This is a genomic window from Allorhizobium sonneratiae (assembly GCF_023700755.1).
GTDB lineage: Bacteria > Pseudomonadota > Alphaproteobacteria > Rhizobiales > Rhizobiaceae > Allorhizobium > Allorhizobium sonneratiae.
In genome coordinates this window covers 525,204-545,631 of sequence record NZ_JAMKOJ010000001.1, presented here as the reverse complement: position 1 = coordinate 545,631, position 20,428 = coordinate 525,204, and the positions used below count along the sequence as shown (strand labels likewise).

16 protein-coding genes are annotated in these 20,428 nt (G+C 55.6%); 6 read left to right on the top strand and 10 right to left on the bottom strand.

From position 1 onward, the window contains the following. Positions 1-113: 113 nt before the first annotated feature. Positions 114-1,583 (top strand): GxGYxYP domain-containing protein, encoded by a 1,470-nt coding sequence (locus NAC44_RS02390; protein ID WP_250937413.1) that lies wholly within the window; start codon positions 114-116, stop codon positions 1,581-1,583. Positions 1,584-1,786: 203 nt separating this feature from the next. Here the strand turns inward: NAC44_RS02390 and NAC44_RS02385 are convergent, their stop codons facing one another. Together NAC44_RS02385 and NAC44_RS02380 are read right to left on the bottom strand one after the other, a co-directional pair. Continuing rightward, complete coding sequence (locus NAC44_RS02385; protein WP_250937411.1) at positions 1,787-3,148, bottom strand: methyl-accepting chemotaxis protein; 1,362 nt, start codon at positions 3,146-3,148, stop codon at positions 1,787-1,789. A gap of 369 nt (positions 3,149-3,517) precedes the next feature. Continuing rightward, positions 3,518-4,972: a protein adenylyltransferase SelO gene (locus tag NAC44_RS02380; protein ID WP_250937409.1), complete on the bottom strand. Its 1,455-nt coding sequence runs from the start codon at positions 4,970-4,972 to the stop codon at positions 3,518-3,520. Positions 4,973-5,168: 196 nt separating this feature from the next. Between NAC44_RS02380 and NAC44_RS02375 the strand changes: the two genes are divergently transcribed. Beyond that, a complete protein-coding gene (locus tag NAC44_RS02375) occupies positions 5,169-5,741 on the top strand; it encodes a HupE/UreJ family protein (protein WP_250937407.1) in 573 nt (190 codons plus the stop codon). A 251-nt stretch (positions 5,742-5,992) separates the two neighbouring features. Next, positions 5,993-6,787, top strand: a complete 795-nt coding sequence (locus NAC44_RS02370; protein WP_250937405.1) for a DUF2076 domain-containing protein — start codon at positions 5,993-5,995, stop codon at positions 6,785-6,787. 72 nt (positions 6,788-6,859) lie between these two features. Here NAC44_RS02370 and NAC44_RS02365 read toward each other — a convergent pair whose 3' ends face one another. Next, a complete protein-coding gene (locus NAC44_RS02365) occupies positions 6,860-7,726 on the bottom strand; it encodes a DMT family transporter (RefSeq protein ID WP_250937403.1) in 867 nt (288 codons plus the stop codon). Positions 7,727-7,730: 4 nt separating this feature from the next. After that, the gene (locus tag NAC44_RS02360) at positions 7,731-8,807 is read right to left on the bottom strand and encodes a D-alanine--D-alanine ligase family protein (RefSeq protein WP_250937401.1); all 1,077 of its coding nucleotides are present in this window, start codon (positions 8,805-8,807) and stop codon (positions 7,731-7,733) included. Positions 8,808-8,934: 127 nt separating this feature from the next. Here NAC44_RS02360 and pdxR point away from each other — a divergent pair, with 127 nt between their 5' ends. Then, entirely contained in the window at positions 8,935-10,431 is a 1,497-nt protein-coding gene (gene pdxR / locus NAC44_RS02355) for a MocR-like pyridoxine biosynthesis transcription factor PdxR (RefSeq protein WP_250937399.1), read from the top strand. Here pdxR and queF read toward each other — a convergent pair. The 4 genes from queF to NAC44_RS02335 form a co-directional block, all read right to left on the bottom strand. After that, positions 10,428-10,892, bottom strand: a complete 465-nt coding sequence (queF, locus tag NAC44_RS02350) for a preQ(1) synthase (protein WP_250937397.1) — start codon at positions 10,890-10,892, stop codon at positions 10,428-10,430. The two genes, pdxR and queF, sit on opposite strands and share 4 nt — an antisense overlap. Further along, positions 10,889-11,803: a cation diffusion facilitator family transporter gene (locus tag NAC44_RS02345; RefSeq protein ID WP_250937395.1), complete on the bottom strand. Its 915-nt coding sequence runs from the start codon at positions 11,801-11,803 to the stop codon at positions 10,889-10,891. Before NAC44_RS02345 ends, queF begins: the two co-directional genes overlap by 4 nt. Before the next feature lie 380 nt (positions 11,804-12,183). Continuing rightward, the gene (locus NAC44_RS02340; RefSeq protein ID WP_250937394.1) at positions 12,184-12,687 is read right to left on the bottom strand and encodes a GNAT family N-acetyltransferase; all 504 of its coding nucleotides are present in this window, start codon (positions 12,685-12,687) and stop codon (positions 12,184-12,186) included. Further along, positions 12,684-14,870, bottom strand: coding sequence for an anthranilate synthase (locus NAC44_RS02335; protein WP_250937393.1), 2,187 nt, complete (start codon positions 14,868-14,870; stop codon positions 12,684-12,686). The genes NAC44_RS02340 and NAC44_RS02335 overlap by 4 nt, the downstream gene beginning before the upstream one ends. 276 nt (positions 14,871-15,146) lie before the next feature. On the opposite strand from NAC44_RS02335, the gene NAC44_RS02330 reads away from it, so the two are divergent. Next, entirely contained in the window at positions 15,147-16,040 is an 894-nt protein-coding gene (locus NAC44_RS02330) for an extensin-like domain-containing protein (RefSeq protein ID WP_250937392.1), read from the top strand. Here NAC44_RS02330 and NAC44_RS02325 read toward each other — a convergent pair. Continuing rightward, positions 16,001-17,671: a formate--tetrahydrofolate ligase gene (locus NAC44_RS02325; RefSeq protein ID WP_250937391.1), complete on the bottom strand. Its 1,671-nt coding sequence runs from the start codon at positions 17,669-17,671 to the stop codon at positions 16,001-16,003. The two genes, NAC44_RS02330 and NAC44_RS02325, sit on opposite strands and share 40 nt — an antisense overlap. Positions 17,672-18,272: 601 nt before the next feature. Between NAC44_RS02325 and NAC44_RS02320 the strand changes: the two genes are divergently transcribed. Further along, on the top strand, positions 18,273-18,989 hold the full coding sequence (locus tag NAC44_RS02320) for a helix-turn-helix transcriptional regulator (RefSeq protein WP_250937390.1): 717 nt from the start codon (positions 18,273-18,275) through the stop codon (positions 18,987-18,989). Positions 18,990-19,480: 491 nt separating this feature from the next. On the opposite strand, the gene NAC44_RS02315 is transcribed toward NAC44_RS02320, so the two are convergent. After that, a complete protein-coding gene (locus NAC44_RS02315) occupies positions 19,481-19,798 on the bottom strand; it encodes an ArsR/SmtB family transcription factor (protein WP_250937389.1) in 318 nt (105 codons plus the stop codon). Between the last annotated feature and the right edge of the window lie 630 nt (positions 19,799-20,428).

Genomic DNA, 20,428 nt, shown 5'->3' with positions numbered 1-20,428 from the left:
GCGCACAAAGGTCGCGGCAACACTTTTAAACTGCTGCATAATTTTCACCTTAAATCGATTCTGATTTAAGCAATCATTCAGTATAAACAAAAAACACCTACGGATTTAGAAGCATGACAAAATACAAAGAATTCAATATTATCAACAACAAACAATACAATTCGCTATCAAAGGCAGAATGTCTTATGTTTTCTGCGTTACAAGGATTGGCAAGCAAAACGGAAAGCTTGATTTATTGCATAGCAAACAATTTTAATGACATTAAATTTGAACCACTTGCAGCAAAACTATGGTTGAGCGATTTTGAAATCCCAAAGGTATACTTTGACGACACAATTGAAATCATAAAAAAATACAAAAATATTAACGAATATATACTTTGTGACACAACAAAAAATCCAGACTCTGCAAATATTGCAACTACGCTTTCCGGCATTACAGGAGCTTTGCCCGTTGACAAGTCGCTGGAAGAATTGTTTATAAAATTGAAATACAAAAAGTTAATCGACGTCAGTACTTTTCGAATGATTGATTTTTTAAAAGACTATGTCCATGAGTACAACCACAATCAAGTTGTCGAATTAAGTCCTACAATATTCTGGGGGCCGCGTGACTTTGCTGTCGCGAGCAAAACACCCGTTATTTATGGCCAGGAACAACGCGATTTTCTTTTGAACCAGCTGAGCACTTCCTCACCTGTTTACGGCTGGGGCCCAGTGACCCAGGATGGTGAAAAAGAGTTTATCACCAATGTAAGCCAATATGGCGACTATTATGTCGCGGCCGACTGCGCCTTTAACTTGACAGCTTTAAGCCAAATGGACGTCCGCCCCCTCTCCTGCCCACCGGACATTTCCACAACAGACGACAGCGCAAGCAACGATAAAGCTCAAACAGATGATAAAAAATATGTAGCCTTTGTCATGTCAGACGGCGACAACCTTCAATGGCTCCTCAATAGAGGAAATTATACAGGATGGTGGGGCAGCCCCTATCGAGGCTTGGTTCCTATTGGATGGACTTTCTCACCTTCACTTTATGACCTGGCACCCAGCGTCTGGAATTATTACATTGAATCATTAAGCGACAACGACGAAGTCATATGCGGAGCCTCCGGCATTGGCTATGTATTCGAAGATATCTCCAAAACCAAAAAATTCTCCGAGTTCCTGAAAAAGACTGATGCTTTCTTGGGTCAGGCAAATATTAATACCGTCGCAATTTTCGGAAACCAATATCCCTGCGAAACCTATCTCAAAGGCTATACAGGGCTGAAAAATGTCGACGGCGTTATCTATACATCTTACAGCCCGTGGGTTGTGCCCCAGAATAAAAATATTTACAATTACGATGGGAAATACATAATACCTCAAAACCTTGACTTAAGTGGCAACCCTGATCAGATCATCAATACAATAAAAACAGGCAATTCAAAATTCTATATGATTTACGTCAATGCCTGGGGAAACACCAATGACCCTATGTCATCCGTATATTCCGTGTATAAATCTCTAAAAGATCAGAAAGATATAGTTTTCATGAAGCCCTCAAAAATGTTTAATATATTTAAAAGTACAAAATAAAATTTATTGTATAAACGATATCCATGGGCCGGGATGCTGAACCTGGCCCTTTTCTTTTAAGAGACAGCGACATTCATCAATTATGCCGTATACGTCCTTGAGCACAGTGACGGCCTTGCAGTTTCCAATATCTCTAGCCCTTGATATACGTGATACGGCGAGGAAGATTGATGATCCTCGCCGTGTGATAGTATGCACCAAGATTACGCCGCCCGTGATGTCCGCATGGTGTTAGCCGAGGAATGTCCCTCATGCAGCTTAAAGCGGGCGATCAGGCGCATCAGGCGGTCGGCCTGATCGGAAAGCTGGCGGCTCGCACCGGCGGTTTCTTCCACCATACCGGCATTCTGCTGGGTCATACGGTCCATCTGCGAAATCGCGCCATTGATTTCCTTGACGCTGCTCGACTGTTCGCGTGCGGAATTGTCGATATCGGCGATCAATTGGGTGATATCACCAATTGCCGTCACGATGCCCTGAAGCGCCTCACCCGTGCGACCGACCAGCGTTACGCCTTCACTGACCTGATGCGATGAGGTGGAGATCAGCGCCTTGATTTCTTTCGCCGCCTTGGCAGAACGTTGCGCCAGTTCGCGCACTTCCTGGGCGACGACGGCAAAGCCCTTGCCCGCTTCCCCGGCACGCGCGGCCTCGACACCGGCATTCAAGGCGAGAAGATTGGTCTGGAAGGCGATTTCGTCAATGACGCCGATGATCTGGCCGATCTGTTCGGAGGAGTTTTCAATCTCCGACATGGCGTGAACGGCGCTGTTGACCACGCTGCCGGATTCCTCCGCCGCCGACTTTGTCTTGCTGGCGAGGCTGCTGAGCTCGCGGGCACGCTGGGCGGTGTTTTGCACGGCAACACCGATTTCCTCCATAGCCGAGGCGGTCTCTTCGAGAGAGCTTGCCTGCTGCTCGGTGCGCTTGGCAAGATCGTCGGTCGCCTGGCTGATATTGCGTGCATCGGCGCCGAAGGTGGAAACCGTTGACGCCACTTCCGCAACGATTTCCTGCAAGCTGGCCGTCGCCTTGTTGAAATTCGCTTTCAACTGTTCGTATTTTTCCGGCATCTGTTCGCGAATCTGACGCGTCAGATCGCCATCGGCAAGCCCGCCGAAGGCACTGAAGAGGACCGAAAGCACAGAACGATATTCTTCCTCTTCCTTTTGCCTGATGCTTTCCTGCAGCATTTTCTGGTCGTGAATATCGGTCAACGAGCCGCAGGCGCGCACAGTAACCCCATCGGGCATATACTTGCAGCCACCCGTTGCCCGGAACCAGCGATAAGAGCCATCCTTGACCTTGAGGCGATATTCGACGCGGTAACGCGTCTTGCCGCTCTTATCCTCCAGATGTTTGCCGAAAGCGGCAAAGGTGGGGCCGACGTCATCGGGATGCAGCCGGTCAGACCAGGATTGCACGACATTGGGATAGTCCTCCACCGTCTGATAGCCGACGAGACGGCGAAATTCCGGTGACCAGGTCCAGCGGCTTTTCGGGTCCATCGCATCGCCCTTATGCAGCACAGCCTCCCAGAGACCGATTCCGCTGGCATCATCCAAAAGATCCGATCTTTCCTTGATATCACCGAACTGTTTTTCCAGTTCCTTCAATTTTCGAGATGACATTCCACCGAGGATAGACATAGAAACCACCGCTATCGTTGATCTTGCGCTGCAAGAATACAATCATGAAGGGCGTTAACGGAACGTATAAAAATAGAACCTAATGTAAATATAAGTTGCAATTCCAATCATCCCGAAACAGAACACTCAGCGTAATTATTGCCCATAGTCCGCACGCTTGAGACGGAAACGCCACGATCATGAAAATAGGCATTTTTCGGAATGGAACAGAGCTTCAACAATATATGACTGTTTTACAATATTTTACCTGCATGACAGCAGCAGAACCATCGTCAAGATTAAGGATTATGTCCCGCAGAATGTACGTGCCACGCGCTGTTCTGGTTCTGGCGGCACAGCAAGATCGGACCATTGCTGATTGCACGAATAAGGAGCATTAACGGCATCCACAAGACGATGGAAGATTGTGTAATCCTCTGAAAGCGCTGCGGTTATCGCCTCTTCAATACGGTGATTGCGCGCAATGACAAATGGATTGGCATTCTCCATCGCAATCGCAATCACGGAAAGGGGCCGCTCGTTTCCAAGACGGGTCTGCCAGCGAGAATACCAGACAGCTGCATCTTCCTGCGCAAACAGTGCTGGCGCACTGGCCGCTCCATCCGTCAAGGCTGCAGAAAGCCCGCGAAAGCCTAAGGTAAAATCCGCCTCGTGCCGGGCAAGCAGAGCAAGAAAATCATTGATCAGCGCCAGATCACCCGCATCCTCCCCGATCAACCCAAGTTTTGTACGAAAATTCTTCAGCCAGTGACGTTGAAACATGTCTCCGAAACGGACGAGCACGGCATTGGCATCTTCCACCGCCTTGTCCTCACCGCCTTCCATCATCGGTAACAGGCATTCCGCCAGCCGGGCAATGTTCCATTGGCCGATGCCGGGTTGGTTGGCATAGGCATAGCGTCCCTGCCGGTCGATGGAGGAAAACACCTTGCGGGGATGATACTCATCAAGAAAAGCGCAGGGTCCGAAATCGATGGTTTCGCCGGAAATGGTCATGTTGTCTGTGTTCATCACGCCGTGAATGAAACCGACCGCCATCCAGCGGGCAATCAGCGCCGCCTGCCGCTCAGCCACGGCGTCCAGCAGCGCCAGCGCCTTGTTTTCCGCCCCCTGAAGCGCCGGATAGTGGCGGGCAATGACGTAATCGGTCAGCTGGCGCAAACCCTCTTCATCGCCACGGGCGGCGAAAAATTGAAACGTGCCGACCCGGATATGGCTTGCCGCAACGCGGGTAAAAATTGCACCGGGCAGCACAGTCTCGCGGATCACCGGTTCGCCGCTGACAACGGCGGCAAGCGCACGCGTGGTCGGAATTCCGAGCCCATGCATGGCTTCCGAAACAATATATTCGCGTAACACTGGACCAAGTGCCGCCCTCCCATCGCCCCGGCGGGAAAAGGGCGTCTCACCCGCCCCCTTGAGCTGAATGTCACGCCGCCTGCCGTGACGATCCACCACCTCGCCCAGGAGAATGGCGCGACCATCACCGAGCTGCGGCACGAACTGGCCGAACTGATGCCCGGCATAGGCCATGGCCAGCGGCTGTGCCCCTTCGGGCAGGCTGTTGCCGGAAAAAAGCGCCGCAAGAGCGGCCTCATCCTCACCATCGAGGCGAAGTCCCAGCTCTTCGGCCAGAGCTGCATTGAACCGAATCAGATGCGGCGCGCGCACCGCCCCCGGCTTCACGGAAGCGAAAAAGCGCTCAGGCAGGCGGGCATAGCTGTTATCGAAGGGAAACATCGGCCTCTCCGGCACATAGGATCAAATAACACGAGGGATCAAATAACACGGGGGATCATATCATCAGATATGGCGGTTTGCCCGGCAAACTCAAGCGGAGAAAGCCGCCGACACTCTATGTTACTTCCGAGATATGGGGTAGAAGAAAGCTGCGTGACCGAATCCGGGCGCAATGTTGACCAAATGAGGGACATTCATGTTCAAACGTCTATTCCTGACGACAGCCGCCTTTGCGCTGGCTGCCGCCCCCGCCTTTGCCCATCTCAATCCTGCCGATCATGGCTCGGTTCTGGCCGGGCTGACCCATCCGCTAACCGGGCCGGATCACATCATGGCCATGGTTGCCGTGGGGCTCTGGGCCTCGCAGCAGGGCGGCAAGGCGCTTTATGCCGTGCCCTGCGCCTTCGTTCTCACCATGGCCATCGGTTTTCTCATGGCGCTTGCAGGCATCCCGCTGCCCTTCGTCGAACCGGCAATCCTGGCCTCGGTCATGGGGCTTGGCCTGCTGGTCGCCACCGCCATACGGCTTCCTGCCGCTGGTGCAGCGGCGGTCGTGGCGCTGTTTGCCCTGTTCCATGGCTATGCCCATGGCACGGAACTGCATGGGGCAACCGCGCTGGAATTCGGCCTCGGCTTTGTCGTCGCCACCGCCTTTCTCCATGCCGTCGGTCTTGGCCTTGGCGTGGGGCTTAACCGTTTCGGCCCGAAAGTCACCCGGCTTCTCGGTGTCGCCACCGCCCTTGGCGGTGCGGCCCTGATGCTGGGATAAGCCGTCAACAGGACAGGCGGCAAAGGCTGCCTGTCCGCATGACGAAAATGTAATCCTGCCCGTCTCGAAAGCGCAAAAATTCTACACTAGATAATACCAGGGGTTCTTGAAAATAACTCCTGGTATTCGTTTTGCAAATATCTCAAGCCAGTGGAATGCATTTGGGATATTTGCAATGTCTTCAAGGCGAGGATGTGGTTCACATCTTCGAGCCTTGGTATAAGAGGCATCATCTGGTTGGAGAATGCGCCATGTCACCCGAAGAACGTCAGCTTTTGACCCAGTTGTTCGACCGCCTCGGTCAGGCCTCGAACGCACCGCGCGACCGTGAAGCGGAAGAGCTGATCGCAGATGAGATGCGGCGCCAGCCCCATGCACCCTATGTCATGGCGCAGGCCGTCATCATTCAGGAAAAGGGGCTTGAAGCCGCCACCGCCCGCATCCGCGAGCTGGAAGGCCGGATTGCCGATCTGGAAAGCCGCGCCTCTCAGGCGCCAGCCCCACAGCAGGGCGGCGGCAGCTTTCTCGGCGGGCTTAGCTCGATGTTCGGCGGCGGCAATCAGGCGCCCGCACCGCAGCGCGCGCCAGCTCCGTCAACCGGTCCATGGGGCAATGCCCCCCAGGCACAACGCTATGACGATGCGCCGCGCTATGCCCCGCAACCGCAGGCAGGTCCCTGGGGCCAGCAGGCCGCAGCAGCCCCCGCTGGCGGCGGTTTTCTGCGCGGCGCCATGACCACGGCAGCCGGTGTTGCCGGCGGCATGCTGATGGCCGATGCGGTGCGTGACCTGTTTTCCAGCCACAATCCCGGCTTTGGCAACATGCTGGGCATGGGGGGCATGGGCGGGGGCGAGCCGCGCGTCGAGGAAACCGTGATCAACAATTACTATGGCGACGGCAATAATCAGGGTGCTGACGACAACCGTGACACTGGCAATCAGGACAATGGTTTTCAGCAGGCCGATTACGACAATAGCGACAACAGCTATGATGACAGCAGCTACGACGACGGCGGCGGCTTTGACGATGGCGATATGAATGTGTGATCCTTACCGATCCTCAAACGATCATAGACTATGATGCGAAACCGGATATCCGGTTTCGCTTTTTATGGCAGCTCAGGCAAAGCGCTTTGCGCCGAAGACACAGGCAATCACTGCCAGCGTCACGGCCAGCATGGACACGGTGACGGTCTCATGGAGCAGCAGGCCAGCCAGCGCCAGACCAAAAAAGGGTTGCAGCAATTGCAATTGACCGACGGCGGCAATGCCGCCGAGCGCCAGGCCGCGATACCAGAAGACAAAGCCGATCATCATGCTGAACAGCGACACATAGGCAAGGCCGAGCCAGGCCGATATGCCAACTCCGGACAGGCTGTGCGGGAAACTGGCACATGACAGGGTCAGCATGACTGGCAAGGCAAGTGTAAGCGCCCAGGAGATCACCTGCCAGCCGCCAAGCACCCGTGACAACTTTGCCCCTTCAGCATAGCCCAGCCCGCAGATGACGATTGCCGCCAGCATCAGGAGATCGCCAGCGACCGATGCCTGCCCACCGGAAGACAGGGCAAATCCAGCCACCAGCGCACTGCCCAGACCTGAAAACAGCCAGAACACCGGCTTTGGCCTCTCACCGCCGCGCAGCACGCCAAACATCGCCGTGGACAAGGGCAAGAGGCCGATAAACACCACGGAATGGGCCGAGGTGATATGCTGGAGGGCAAGCGCCGTCAGCAACGGAAAACCAACGACCACGCCCAGCGCCACAACGACCAGCGACAGAAGTTCATTGCGGCCCGGTCGCTTCTGCCGCAGCAGCAGCAGAAAGGTGAGCCCAACCGCACCGGCAATCACGGCACGCGCCGAGGTGAGGAACACCGGATCGAGCTGCAAAACCGCAACCCGTGTAGCGGGCAGCGAACCGCTGAAGATCAACATGCCGATAAAGCCGCTGACCCAGCCTGTGACGACAGAATGATTGTCCATCGCCTCAGCCCATCCTTGCTTTACGCATCAGACCATGCGCCACCAGCCTGTCGATAATCTCGCCATAGCGGATGCCGCTCGCCTCCAGCGCCTTGGGATACATGCTGATAGAGGTGAAGCCCGGAATGGTGTTGACCTCATTGACGACGAAACGGCCATCGGCTTTAAGGAAAAAATCCACCCGCGCCATGCCGTCGCAACCGAGCGCGCGAAAGGCATTTTCCGCCGCAATCCGCATCTCGGCCTCGATCTGAGGCGCAAGATCAGCGGGCACTTTGAGCGCCGCCCCCTCCGCATCGATATATTTGGCGTCGTAGCTGTAAAATCCATGGCTTTCGGCTGGCGTGATTTCACCGGGGCGGGAAACGGTCAGGCTGCCATCCACCGCTTCCAGCAGGCTGAATTCGATCTCCCGGCCCTCGACGAATTCCTCCGCCAGCAGCGCGTTGTCATGGCGAAAACCTTCCAGAAGCGCCGGACCAAAGGCCTGACTGCCGGACACCTTGCTCACCCCGACCGAGGACCCCTGCCGCGCCGGCTTGATGAAGACAGGCAGGCCGAGCCGGTCGACCAGCGCGGCAAAATCCGGCGTCTCACCCCGGTTTAAGGTAATGGAACGGGCAACGGGCAGCCCGGCGGCCTGAAACAACCGCTTGGCAATGACCTTGTCCAGCGCCGTCGCCGACCCCAGAATGCCGCAGCCGGCAAGCGCAACACCCGCCACCTCGGCCAGCCCCTGCACCGCACCGTCTTCTCCCGGCAGACCGTGCAGCACCGGAAAGAGAATATCGATTTTCTCCATCTCACAGGCTGGACCTTCCACCGGCAGCGCCATAATCCGGCCCTGCCCGCCGGGAATGAAGATGATCTGCGTGCCGAACAGCGGCGTCTCCAGCACACCATTGTCGAAGCGGCTGAGCAGCCACTGCCCTTCCCGGGTGATGAACACCGGCACCGCGTCATATTTCGCCGGATCGAGTGCGGCCATGACATTGGTGGCCGACATCACCGACACATCATGCTCGGCGGAGCGCCCACCAAACAGCACGGCAATTCTGGTTCTGACATTCATCTCGGACATTGACACTCCTGACCTGTGCGGCCTGCAAAAAGGCTCTTGCATGTGGATTGGAAAATAACCACAATTGCACACAAGAAAAGAGCCACTTTACATCCAGTCTTTGCGCCACTTCAAACAACAGAAGGCCATGACCCTCACACGAAAACGGGAAACGCCCTCCTCCAGCTTTCAGCCGGCTATAATCCCGTCGGCATCGGCAACGCTGGCGCGGCAGCTTTATGTTGCGCTGCGCGAGGCGATTGCCGACGGGCGACTGAAGGCGGGCCAGCGCCTGCCCTCCACCCGGCTGGCGGCGGCGGAATGGAACCTGTCACGCGGGACGATCACCGAAGCCTATGAAATCCTGATCGCCGAAGGCTATGCCAGCGCCCGCCATGGCTCCGGCACCTATATTGCCGAGGCCCCGCAGACCGATCTTGTCGGCACCGATCACCGACCGTCGAGGCCGGAAAACGTCACCCGGCGAAACCTGTCCGCCGCCGTGAACCGGGTTCTCACCACCGGCCCCAGCCTGGAGCCGCAGCAGCAGATGCCTTTCGTCACCGGCCGTATCGCTCATGACGAGCGCACCTCCAGCCTTCTGAACCGCATCGCCAGCCGCCACATGAATTATGCCTTTGAAGGCTATGGCGATATTCAGGGGGAATATGCGCTACGGGCGGCGATCACCGCCCATCTTTCCGTCAGCCGGGGCGTGCGCTCATCGCCCGAGCAGGTGTTCATCACCGCCGGAACCCAGCAGGCACTCGATCTCGCCTTCCGGGTGCTGTTGACGCCGGGCGACGGCGTGATCGTCGAAGATCCCTGCTATCCGCCCGCCCGGCAATGTCTGACACTGAACGGAGCGCAGATCACCGGCCTGCCGGTCGATCAGGATGGCATCGAGACGGAGCATCTCTCCACCGGCACGCTTGCCCCGCCCGCCCTGATCTATGTCACGCCCTCGCATCAATATCCGGTCGGTTCGGTGCTGTCGCTGCCCCGGCGGCAGGCGCTGCTGGCCTATGCGGCACATCATGGCTGCTGGATCATCGAAGACGATTATGACAGTGAATTCCGCTATCAGGGTCACCCCATCGCCTCGCTGCAAGGGCTCGATCAGGCCCATCGGGTGCTCTATACCGGCACGTTCAGCAAGGCGCTGCTGCCCAGTCTCAGGCTGGGCTATCTGGTGGTACCGGCCGATCTCGTGCCGGTTTTCCGGGCGGTGCGTCCGGCGCTCGACCGCTGCCCGCCGAGCTTTCAGCAAAGGGTGATCGCCGATTTTCTTCAGGAGGGCTATTTTCCCGCCCATCTGCGCCGCCTGCGTGAGCGGCTGCGCGCCTCCCGCGATCATCTGGTGGCGCTGCTTCAGGACAGGCTTTGCGACCATCTCCAGATCATCGTGCCGGATCAGGGCATCAATCTCACAGCCCGCAGCACCGGCACCTGGAGCAGCGATGTCGCCGTCTCCGCCGCCGCGCTGACAAAGGGCGTGGTCGTCATGCCGCTGTCGCGGATGAATGTCTCATCCACGGACACATCCCGCCTGCTCTTCGGTTTTTCCGGCCTGACAGAACAGGAAGCCGATCTCGGCACGCGTCGGCTGGCCGAGATGTTCCGTCGGGAAAGGTTCGATCCTTAGCCGCGCCCGCGATAGGTCGGCACACCCTGATCCGGCAGCCACACCCCCTTGGGCGCTTCGCCGGTCTGCCAGAAGACATCGATGGGAATGCCGCCGCGCGGATACCAGTAGGCGCCGATCCTCAGCCATTTCGGCTGAAGGAGATCAACGAGGCGCTTGGCGATATAGACCGAGCAATCCTCATGGAACGCGCCATGATTGCGGAAGGAAAACAGGAAGAGTTTCAGCGATTTCGACTCCACCAGAAACTCGCCGGGAATATAATCGATGACGATATGGGCAAAATCCGGCTGCCCGGTCATCGGGCAGAGCGAGGTAAATTCCGGCGCGGTGAAGCGCACCACGTAATCGGTTCCGGCATTGCCGTTCGGCACCCGCTCCATCACCGCCGTTTCCGGGCTGGTGGGGGCTTCCGTCTGCTGGCCAAGCTGGGTCAGGCCGGATACATCCGTCTTGCTCATGATTTTGCTCCTTCAACCTCGATGCCCACACCATGGGCCTTTTCGCTTTCCGGCTCCACATGGATCGTCACCCGCGCGCCGGGCTGCACGGCCTTCACCGCCGCCTCCAGCCGGTCGCAGATCACATGCGATTCGCCCACCGACATTCCGGCCGGAACCACCAGATCGAAACCGACAAAGGTGGCAGCGCCAGCGCGCCGCGTGCGCAGATAATGGACGCCAATCGAGCCTGCGGCATTGTCGGCAATCGCCTGCTTGATCGCCCCCTCTTCGGCAGGTTCCACCGCCTTGTCCATCAGCCCGTCAATGGAATGGGAAATCACCTTCCATCCCTGAAAAATGATGTTGCATCCCACCAGAATGGCCAGAACCGGATCGAGAATGGCATAGCCGGTCAGCACCACCAGAACAAGCCCGACCAGCACACCAGCCGACGTCACCACATCGGAGAAAATATGCTGGCCATCCGCCGTCAGCGCCGGAGAACGATGCTTGCGCCCAGACCGCATCAACACCTGCGCCCAGACCGCATTGATGACGGCGGCCGTAAAATTGATCGCCAGCCCCTCGACCGGCGCATCGAGCATTTTCGGCGCTTCCAGCGAGGCCACCGCCTCCTTGATGATCAGCAGTGCCGCAATCACGATCAGCACGCCCTCGACCACCGCCGAAATATATTCCGCCTTGTGATGGCCATAGGGATGGTCGTGATCGGCAGGCTTTTGCGCATAGCCGATCACCACGAAGGCCATGATGGCAGCAACGACATTGACGGTGGATTCCAGCCCATCCGACAGCAGCGCCACCGAACCGGTGACATACCAGGCCAGAAGCTTCAGCCCCAGAACCGCAATGGAAAGCGGAATGCCCCATAAGGCCAGTTTTTTGACAATCGGGTCCTGATCCGACATCGCTCAACTCCTGTCTATGGTTTGTCTCCGCAGGCCCGGGCGGAAAACCGCTTCACACTTTTCCTGGGCCTGGCTTTATTCTCCGCAGGCCCCGGGCGGAAAACCGCTTCGCACTTTTCCTGGGCCTGGCTTTATTCTCCGCAGGCCCCGGGCGGAAAACCGCTTCGCACTTTTCCTGGGCCTGCTTGTTCCCGAGCCTGCTTTTGCAAACCACTTGCAGAAAATGGTCCGCTAAAACGGCAAAACCGCCCTGCCCCGCAAAGGGTCGGACGGTTTCTCGTCTGGCTGATATGGTCGAATTCGGCCCGTCTGTCAAAGGCCGAATGTCTTTCATCCAAAACGTGATGCTGAACAGTAGATATTTCTAATTAAGACAATCTCTACACAACGGGAAAAATCAGTGCCATCAGCACCAGATCAACAAAGCGCCCGTCGAGAAAAACCGCATCGCGCATCAGCCCTTCGCGCAGAAAGCCAAAGCGTTCATAAAGCCTGATGGCACGCTGGTTGTCGGCATAGACTTCCAGTTCGATCCGATGCAGCCCCATACGACGCACCGCATTCATGGTCCTGCCCAGCAGCTCACGGCCTATGCCCTTGTCCCGATAGCCGTCAATGATACCCATGCCGAGAAGACCACGATGGGCCTGTGTCTCCCGCTCATGGCGACGGATATCGCACCAGCCGACGACCCGTTCGTTGTCCAGCGCCACGAATTGCGGATTGCCTTTTTCGAGCTGTCCGCGCACGAAAGCCTCCGCCCGTTCCAGCGGCGGCGCCTCAAGAAGGCTAAGATAGCGCCGCTCCTTTGCCACGCTGTCAAGAGCCTCGCGGAAACTCTCGATATAGGCAGGCTGCATCGCTTCGATGACGATCTCGCTCATGCCGCCTGTTCTTTCGAGCGTCGCGACAGCGTTGCCACCACATTCTCGATCATCCGCATCCCGGCATCCTGACCCAACGTCATGATCGATTCCGGGTGGAACTGCACCGCCGCCACCGGCTCGCGCTTATGCTCAATGCCCATGATCACGCCGTCATCGGTCTTGGCCGTGACGATGAAATCCTCAGGCAATGTTGCCGGATCGGCATAAATCGAGTGATAGCGACCGACCGTCACCTCCTGCGCCAGCCCGGCAAAGACCGTGCCCGGCTCCAGCACCTTGATGCGCGAGGGCTTGCCATGCATGGGAATGTCCAACTGGCGCAACGTGCCGCCATAGGCCTCCGTCAACGCCTGAAGCCCGAGGCAAACACCGAAGATCGGCAGATTGCGCGCCCGCGCTTTTCTAATCGTCGCCGTGCAATCGAAATCAGACGGCGAACCCGGTCCGGGCGACAAGACCACCAGATCGGGCTTCAGCCGGTCGAACAGCTCTTCTGCCACCGGTGTGCGCACCGTGCTGACATTCGCCCCGGTCTGGCGGAAATAATTGGCGAGCGTATGGACGAAACTGTCCTCATGGTCCACCAGCAGGATATTTACGCCCTTGCCAACATCAGCGACATCGCGCTTTGCCTTGGCATTGTGGCCTGTCTTGGCATCGAGAATGGCTGCAATCATGGCGGATGCCTTCAACTCGGTTTCGGCCTCTTCCTCCTGCGGGTCGCTGTCATTCAGCAGCGTCGCCCCGGCCCGCACCTCGGCAATACCGTCCTTGATCCGCACGGTTCTGAGCGTCAGTCCGGTATTCATGTCGCCATTGAAGCCGACCATGCCAACCGCCCCGCCATACCAGGCGCGCGGGCTCTTCTCATGCGCCTCGATGAAGCGCATCGCCCAAAGCTTTGGCGCGCCGGTCACCGTCACTGCCCAGGCATGAGAAAGGAAAGCATCAAAGGCATCCATGCCATCGCGCAAGCGGCCTTCGATATGGTCCACTGTATGAATGAGGCGCGAATACATCTCGATCTGGCGGCGACCGATGACCTTGACCGAGCCCGGCTCGCAGACCCGGCTCTTGTCATTGCGGTCCACATCCGAACACATGGTCAGCTCGGATTCGTCTTTCTTGGAATTCAACAGCTTCAGAATCTGTTCGCTGTCGGCAATCGGATCGTCGCCGCGCTTGATCGTGCCGGAAATCGGGCAGGTCTCGATGCGCCGGCCTGAGACGCGCACGAACATTTCCGGCGAGGCCCCGACCAGATATTCCTGAGCACCAAGATTGATGAAGAAGGAATAGGGCGACGGATTGATCTCCTTCAGCCGCTTGGAGATCGCCGATGGCCTGCTGTCGCAGCGCTCCATGAATTTCTGCCCCGGCACAACCTCAAACAGGTCGCCCTTGCGGAAGCTTTCCTTGGCTTTCACCACCAGTTCGGCATATTCGCCGGGACGATGATCGCCGCGCGGTGGGATGACATCCGTCGGCCGGAACGGTTCCGGGGCAATCTCTTCCGCCTTGCCCTCGGTGGTAACGCCGCCTTTTGCAAAATCATACCGGTCGATCCAGGCCTTGGCGGAATAATGGTCCACCACCAGAATTTCATCGGGCAGGAACAGCACCATGTCGCGCTGGTCATCCGGGCGCTGAAGCTTCAGATCGATGGCATCGAACTGAAAGGCGAGATCGTAGCCAAAGGCACCGAACAGCCCGATGCTGCTGTCGGCCTCGGAATGGAAAAGATCGGTGATGGCACGCAGCACCGTGAACACGGTCGGCACCTTGGAGCGCTCCTCCTCGGTAAAGGCGCGATCCGGACGGTTTACGGTCAGATCAAGACGGTTCGCCGTGCGCTTGCCGAGGGTCACGTCGGTCAGATCCTTCAAAGCCTCGGCAATGAAGGTGAGCAGCACTTCGCCGCGCCCGTTATAGGCCTCGATCCACAGCGCACGCCCGAAGCTCGAAATGCCAAGCGGCGGATCGACAATCGCCGTGTCCCAGCGGGTATAGCGCCCGGGATATTCGTAATTGGAGGAAAACACGGCACCACGCCGCTCATCAAGCTTGTCGACATAGGTCGAAACGGCATCCTGATAGGGCGTGGGGCGGCGCTTGCGCGTGACCTTGACGCCGCCGCGGGTTTCATAAGTCTCGCCGTCGCCATCCACAATCGTCACCATGGGTCAACACTCCTCGTTCTGGCCAGTCCCCGGGCGGCCATAACAAAAAAGCCGCCTCAGCTTTCGGGGCGGCTTGTTTCAATCATTCATCCGGACATGACTGGTCGAGCCGCTTTAATGCAGCCACCACCAAGCCATCATGTTCAAAACGATTTTCATGGGCAAAATCCTTACCCCGAGGTCGCCAGCGGCGCAAGCGGCATTTTCAAGGTCGAAAGGTCATCCGGCAACCATTTGCCCTCTCACGCGTTGCCTTTTCAGCAAAAAGGACGAAACATGCGACATTCATGGCCGATCCCGTTTCTGATGCTGATCCTGCTGGGCGCAACCCTGCCTGAAAAAGGTCCGCTGCCGAGGGAAAAACCCGCATCGGAAACGGAAGAGCCTGCACAGGACGCGCCTCTGCCGCAGGCAAAGCCTGAAGCCCCGCAAACGTCCGATGCCCATGGGCAAGATCAGCCGCAACCGGCCCCGGAGAAGACCGACCACCCCAAAGCCACAGAGCAAACACCAGCCGAACCAGAACCTGCAATTGCCACTGAAGACCCGGCGGAATATGCCCAATGCCTGAGCGGACTGAAACAGCAGGGTGTCGTCTTTGAAGAATTGCCAAGGATCGACGACGGTCATGGCTGCGGCATCGACAGACCGGTCAAGGTCACGGCCATTCTTCCCGGTGTCGCGTTGAAACCGGCAGCGACCTTTCGCTGCGAGGCGGCACTGGAACTGTCGCAATGGCTGAAAACCATGGTGATCCCGGCGACAAAAGAGGCCATGCCGGACAAGGGCAGGCTTATCGGTGTCGAGCAGGCCTCTTCCTATGTCTGCCGCAACAGAAACAGCGCCGCCACCGGCAAGATGTCCGAACATGCACGCGGCAATGCCATTGATATTGCCGCGCTGGAATTTGAAAAGGGCAAGGTGGATATGGTGATCGCCCCGGAAAAGGCGACCAGCATGGAAGCCGCTTTCCAGCGCACGCTGAATGCTTCTGCCTGCCTCTATTTCACCACCGTGCTGTCACCGGGCAGCGATCCGACGCACCAGACCCATATGCATCTCGACCTGATCAAGCGCAGGCATGACGGTCGCTTCTGCCGCTTTCCGGTCGAAGAGCCTGCACAGCCGGATCAGAACAGCCCTTCGACAAACCCATCCGAATCGAGGTGAATATGTTCGGCCGCGGGCACGCGCGGCAGGCCGGGCATCGTCATGATATCGCCGGTCACCGCGACGACAAAGCCTGCACCGGCAGAAAGCCGCACCTCGCGCACCGGCACGATATGACCTTCCGGCGCGCCAAGCAGCGTCGGATCGGTGGAGAAGGAATATTGTGTCTTGGCAATGCAGACTGGCAGATGGCCATAGCCCATGGCTTCGAATTGCACCAATTGCTCCTTCACGGCACGCTCCACAGCAATCCCGCCCGCCCGGTAAATGCGTTTCGCCACGGTTTCGATCTTGTCGAGCAACGGCATCTCGTCGGGATAGAGTGGCTGAAAATCGGCCTGATCGCTGTCGGCCAGAGCCGCAATCTTTTGCGCCAGTTCCTCGATACCCTTGCCGCCTTCGGCCCAATGGCGGCACAGCACCGCCTCGACGCCAAGCCCTGCGGCATATTCCTGAATGGCCGCCACTTCCGCATCACTGTCGGTGGTAAAATGGTTGATCGCCACGATCACCGGTACGCCGAAAGAACGGACATTGTCGATATGTCGACCGAGATTGACGGCGCCTTTCTTCAGGGCCTCGACATTCTCAAGACCGAGATCAGCTTTGGCGACGCCGCCATTCATCTTCAGCGCCCGAATGGTGGCGACGATCACCGCAGCAGCCGGCTTCAGCCCCGCCTTGCGACATTTGATGTCAAAGAATTTTTCCGCCCCGAGATCGGCCCCGAACCCGGCTTCGGTCACAACATAATCAGCAAGCTTCAGTGCCGCCTTTGTCGCCACCACCGAATTGCAACCATGGGCGATATTGGCAAAGGGACCGCCATGAACAAAGGCTGGATTGTTTTCCAGCGTCTGCACCAGATTGGGCTGTAAAGCATCCTTGAGCAGCACGGCCATGGCCCCATCGGCCTTGATATCGCGGGCAAAGACCGGGCTCTTGTCATAACGATAACCGATAACAATTGCACCGAGACGCTGCTGAAGATCCTCAACATCCTTTGCCAGACACAGGATAGCCATGACTTCCGAGGCAACCGTGATGTCGAAACCGGTCTCGCGCGGAAAACCGTTGCGTGGGCCGCCGAGCGGGGCGACGATCTGGCGCAGCGCCCGGTCGTTCATATCGACAACCCGCCGCCAGGTGATGCGCCGCGTGTCAATGTTTTCGCCATTGCCCCAATAGATATGGTTGTCGATCATCGCCGACAGCAGATTATGCGCCGAGGTGATGGCATGGAAATCGCCGGTAAAATGCAGGTTGATGTCTTCCATCGGCACCACTTGGGCATGGCCACCGCCGGCAGCGCCACCCTTGATACCGAAACAGGGGCCGAGCGACGGCTCGCGGATACAGACCACCGCCTTGCGGCCGATGCGGTTAAGCCCGTCGACAAGCCCGACCGTCGTGGTGGTCTTGCCCTCGCCTGCCGGTGTCGGGTTGATTGCGGTCACCAGAATGAGTCGGCCATCCTGGCCTGTCTGCAGACGATCAAGACAGTCAGCCGAGACCTTGGCCTTATCATGGCCATAGGGCACAAGATCGTCGACACCAAGACCGAGCTTTGCACCAATCGCCGCAATCGGCAATTTTTCCGCCCTGCGCGCTATCTCGATATCTGACGTCACTTTACTACCCCTTGACTGGCGGCCATTGTCATGCCGGGACTGTTTGCTGAATCAGGCCAGGCTGCAAGCGCAATTTCTCACCTTCCCCAGACCTTTCGTCCTTTCTGGCAGATTTTAGAGCATCGTTCTGAAAAAGTGGAAAATGGTTCTTCGTCCGCAAATACGCCCTGAAGATTGGTGCGTTTTACAAAAGAACCACACCACAACAGGATAATTTTTCTGAATAAGTCCGCCTTAAATCCTGCGCGACTTATCATTCCTTTTCTCGTTTATCTCTTATGGATACATTCGAGACAAGGACCCACCATGTTTTAAGCCTATCGCCGCATCATCTCTTTTTGGTTGGAAAACAAAAATTCAGGCCTTGGTGCTGCTGCTCTATACCAAACCGAATTCGACACTGAACAAATTATACTTATAATTGTATTTATAATTTAGACTACACTTAATAAAATACAATATACGGGCGCAGTGAAGCATTAAAATCATTGTCGGATGAATGACTGGAAAAGTCTAGATGCCCCAAACCCCATGCTTTTCAGGGCATATGTTATCTGTTACAAAAAAACTATAAGAGCATGGAAGAATTTTTCTCAACACAATGATCGACAAACAGGCTTATTTCAAAAAGGAAATTTTGGCCGCAACCTCACGTGAGAGTTGTGTTGCAATCCTGCGCGAAATTGCCAAGCTTTTCGAGATGAATCATGCCACGATCATGCTCAAACCAGGCGTTGGCGATTTGTGCCTTCTCCCTCTCGTACAGGACACGACATTGCCGCTCGAATTCGGGCGTGAGTTCGATCGCTGTCAGTATATTCGCCATTGCCCTGTCATGCCGTCTTTTTCTCAATCTATCCTGCCGCAAACCTGGCATCTCGGAAATGAGGGCGTGGCCGGGATCGAATGGAACTGGCCGGAAGGACTGAAAGACCTGTTATTGCGCTTCAATCTCAAAACAGGATTGGCAATTCTGGTGAGTTCTGTCGATTCTCAACGATTCATCCTGCGATTTGACGGTAATCGGCCCGCTCTTGAACAGGAAGAAATCAATCTCCTGACTGTTATGGCGATCGAGACCTTCGATCAATATGACCGTCTGCGGCGTCTTGAAGCCGCCAATGCCGATATATTGTCCAGCCGCGAACTCGAAGTCGTCCGCTGGACGGCCCAAGGAAAGACCTCAAGTGAAATAGCCCAGATTCTGTCGCTGTCCGACCATACAATCAATGCTTACATGACCAGCGCCATTAAAAAGCTCGATTGTGTAAACCGAACACAATTGGTAGCACAGGCAATACGACTAAAATTGATTTAACCAATAGACCCGCCATAGCGATGAATAGTAAGCCTTGGGTTCGGAAGGTTATGCCTTATGTGGCGCTTCAAACAAAGCATCGCCACTGCATAATATTCAAAAGGTTACAGCGTCCTTTTGCGCTTGATAAAACGTTCGGCGCTGTAAAATATCTCAGGATTTCAAAAGCCTCGGCCTATGCGAGAATGACATTATCAGCCTCGTGCAAAGCTTTCAGTTCTTCGAGTTTTGGCGGCTTGAAATTGATAAGGGTCTACTGCGAAAGCAGTGTACTAGGATTTTTCGTCTGTTAATGCGTATAAACAAAGATTTAGAGAGTTTCAGTATTTCCGAGAAACACTGAAACTCTAGGGAGCATGTCGTTTTAATCCGATCAAGACGTTCTGCAACATTCCTCGTTGCAAGTCCGTTTTGAGCGAGACCAAAGTCCATATCAATCGAGCAAGCTCACGCCGTTAATTAGAAACCGCTTCAATGAAAGCGTTATCATATTAGGCAGCGTTAAGGCTCACTCCCCGCTCGCAGAAAATCCCTTCAAGCGTATTCAGAATCTTGAGCACAGCATCTGAGGTGCTCGAATAATAGATCGTCTGGGCATCACGGCGTGTTTTAACCAGCTTTTGTGCTCTCAGCTTAGACAGATGCTGAGACAAAGCAGACTGGCTCAAGCCAACCTGAGTTGCCAGAACACCGACAGGAACCTCACCCTGAACCAGACTGCACAAAATCATCAAGCGCTTTGGATTGGCCATGGCCGTCAAAAGACTTGCAGCGGCATTTGAGTGTTCGGACAAATCGTTGGCTACCATTGTCTACTCTTTCTTTGTTGCGATCGGCCATGCATCAACCTGGCCTTTGTTGATTATCCCACAAGAACCCTACCATCTGAATCTACCAATATGAGAAGATTTGTATATGCCTAAATTTAACGTATCGCCTTCAGCTGGCCGTCAGCCTAAGATGATTGCCTTGCTGGAGAGCTCTGGTGATTTTTTCGCCCTTTTTTGGGATTTTACCCATTAATCCCAAAAAATCCATGGGAATCAGGAGAAAAAATGTTCAGTTTGCTCTCATAGAAGGCAAACTGAATAAAAGCGAAGTTTTAGCGAAATCCGTATCCATACCCAAAATCTAGTAATGCCGACTGCTACAATCAATAATTTGTGATCATTCTAATCTATTAAAACATAAGACCATACACGCATCACCCGTGAGCATCAGAAAATAAAAAACAAACAAATCCATAAACAACAATGCATTATGAAAAAACAATCAAAATGCAAATTTACAACATGACAAACATGAACGAAATATCTTTCGAAGATTGGACAGGAAATATATATTTCACAAATAAATATTATGATAAAATAAAAATAAAAAACACATAAGCCAAAAATACAAACCAATAACAGAAATATATACTTGATATTAGAATTTAG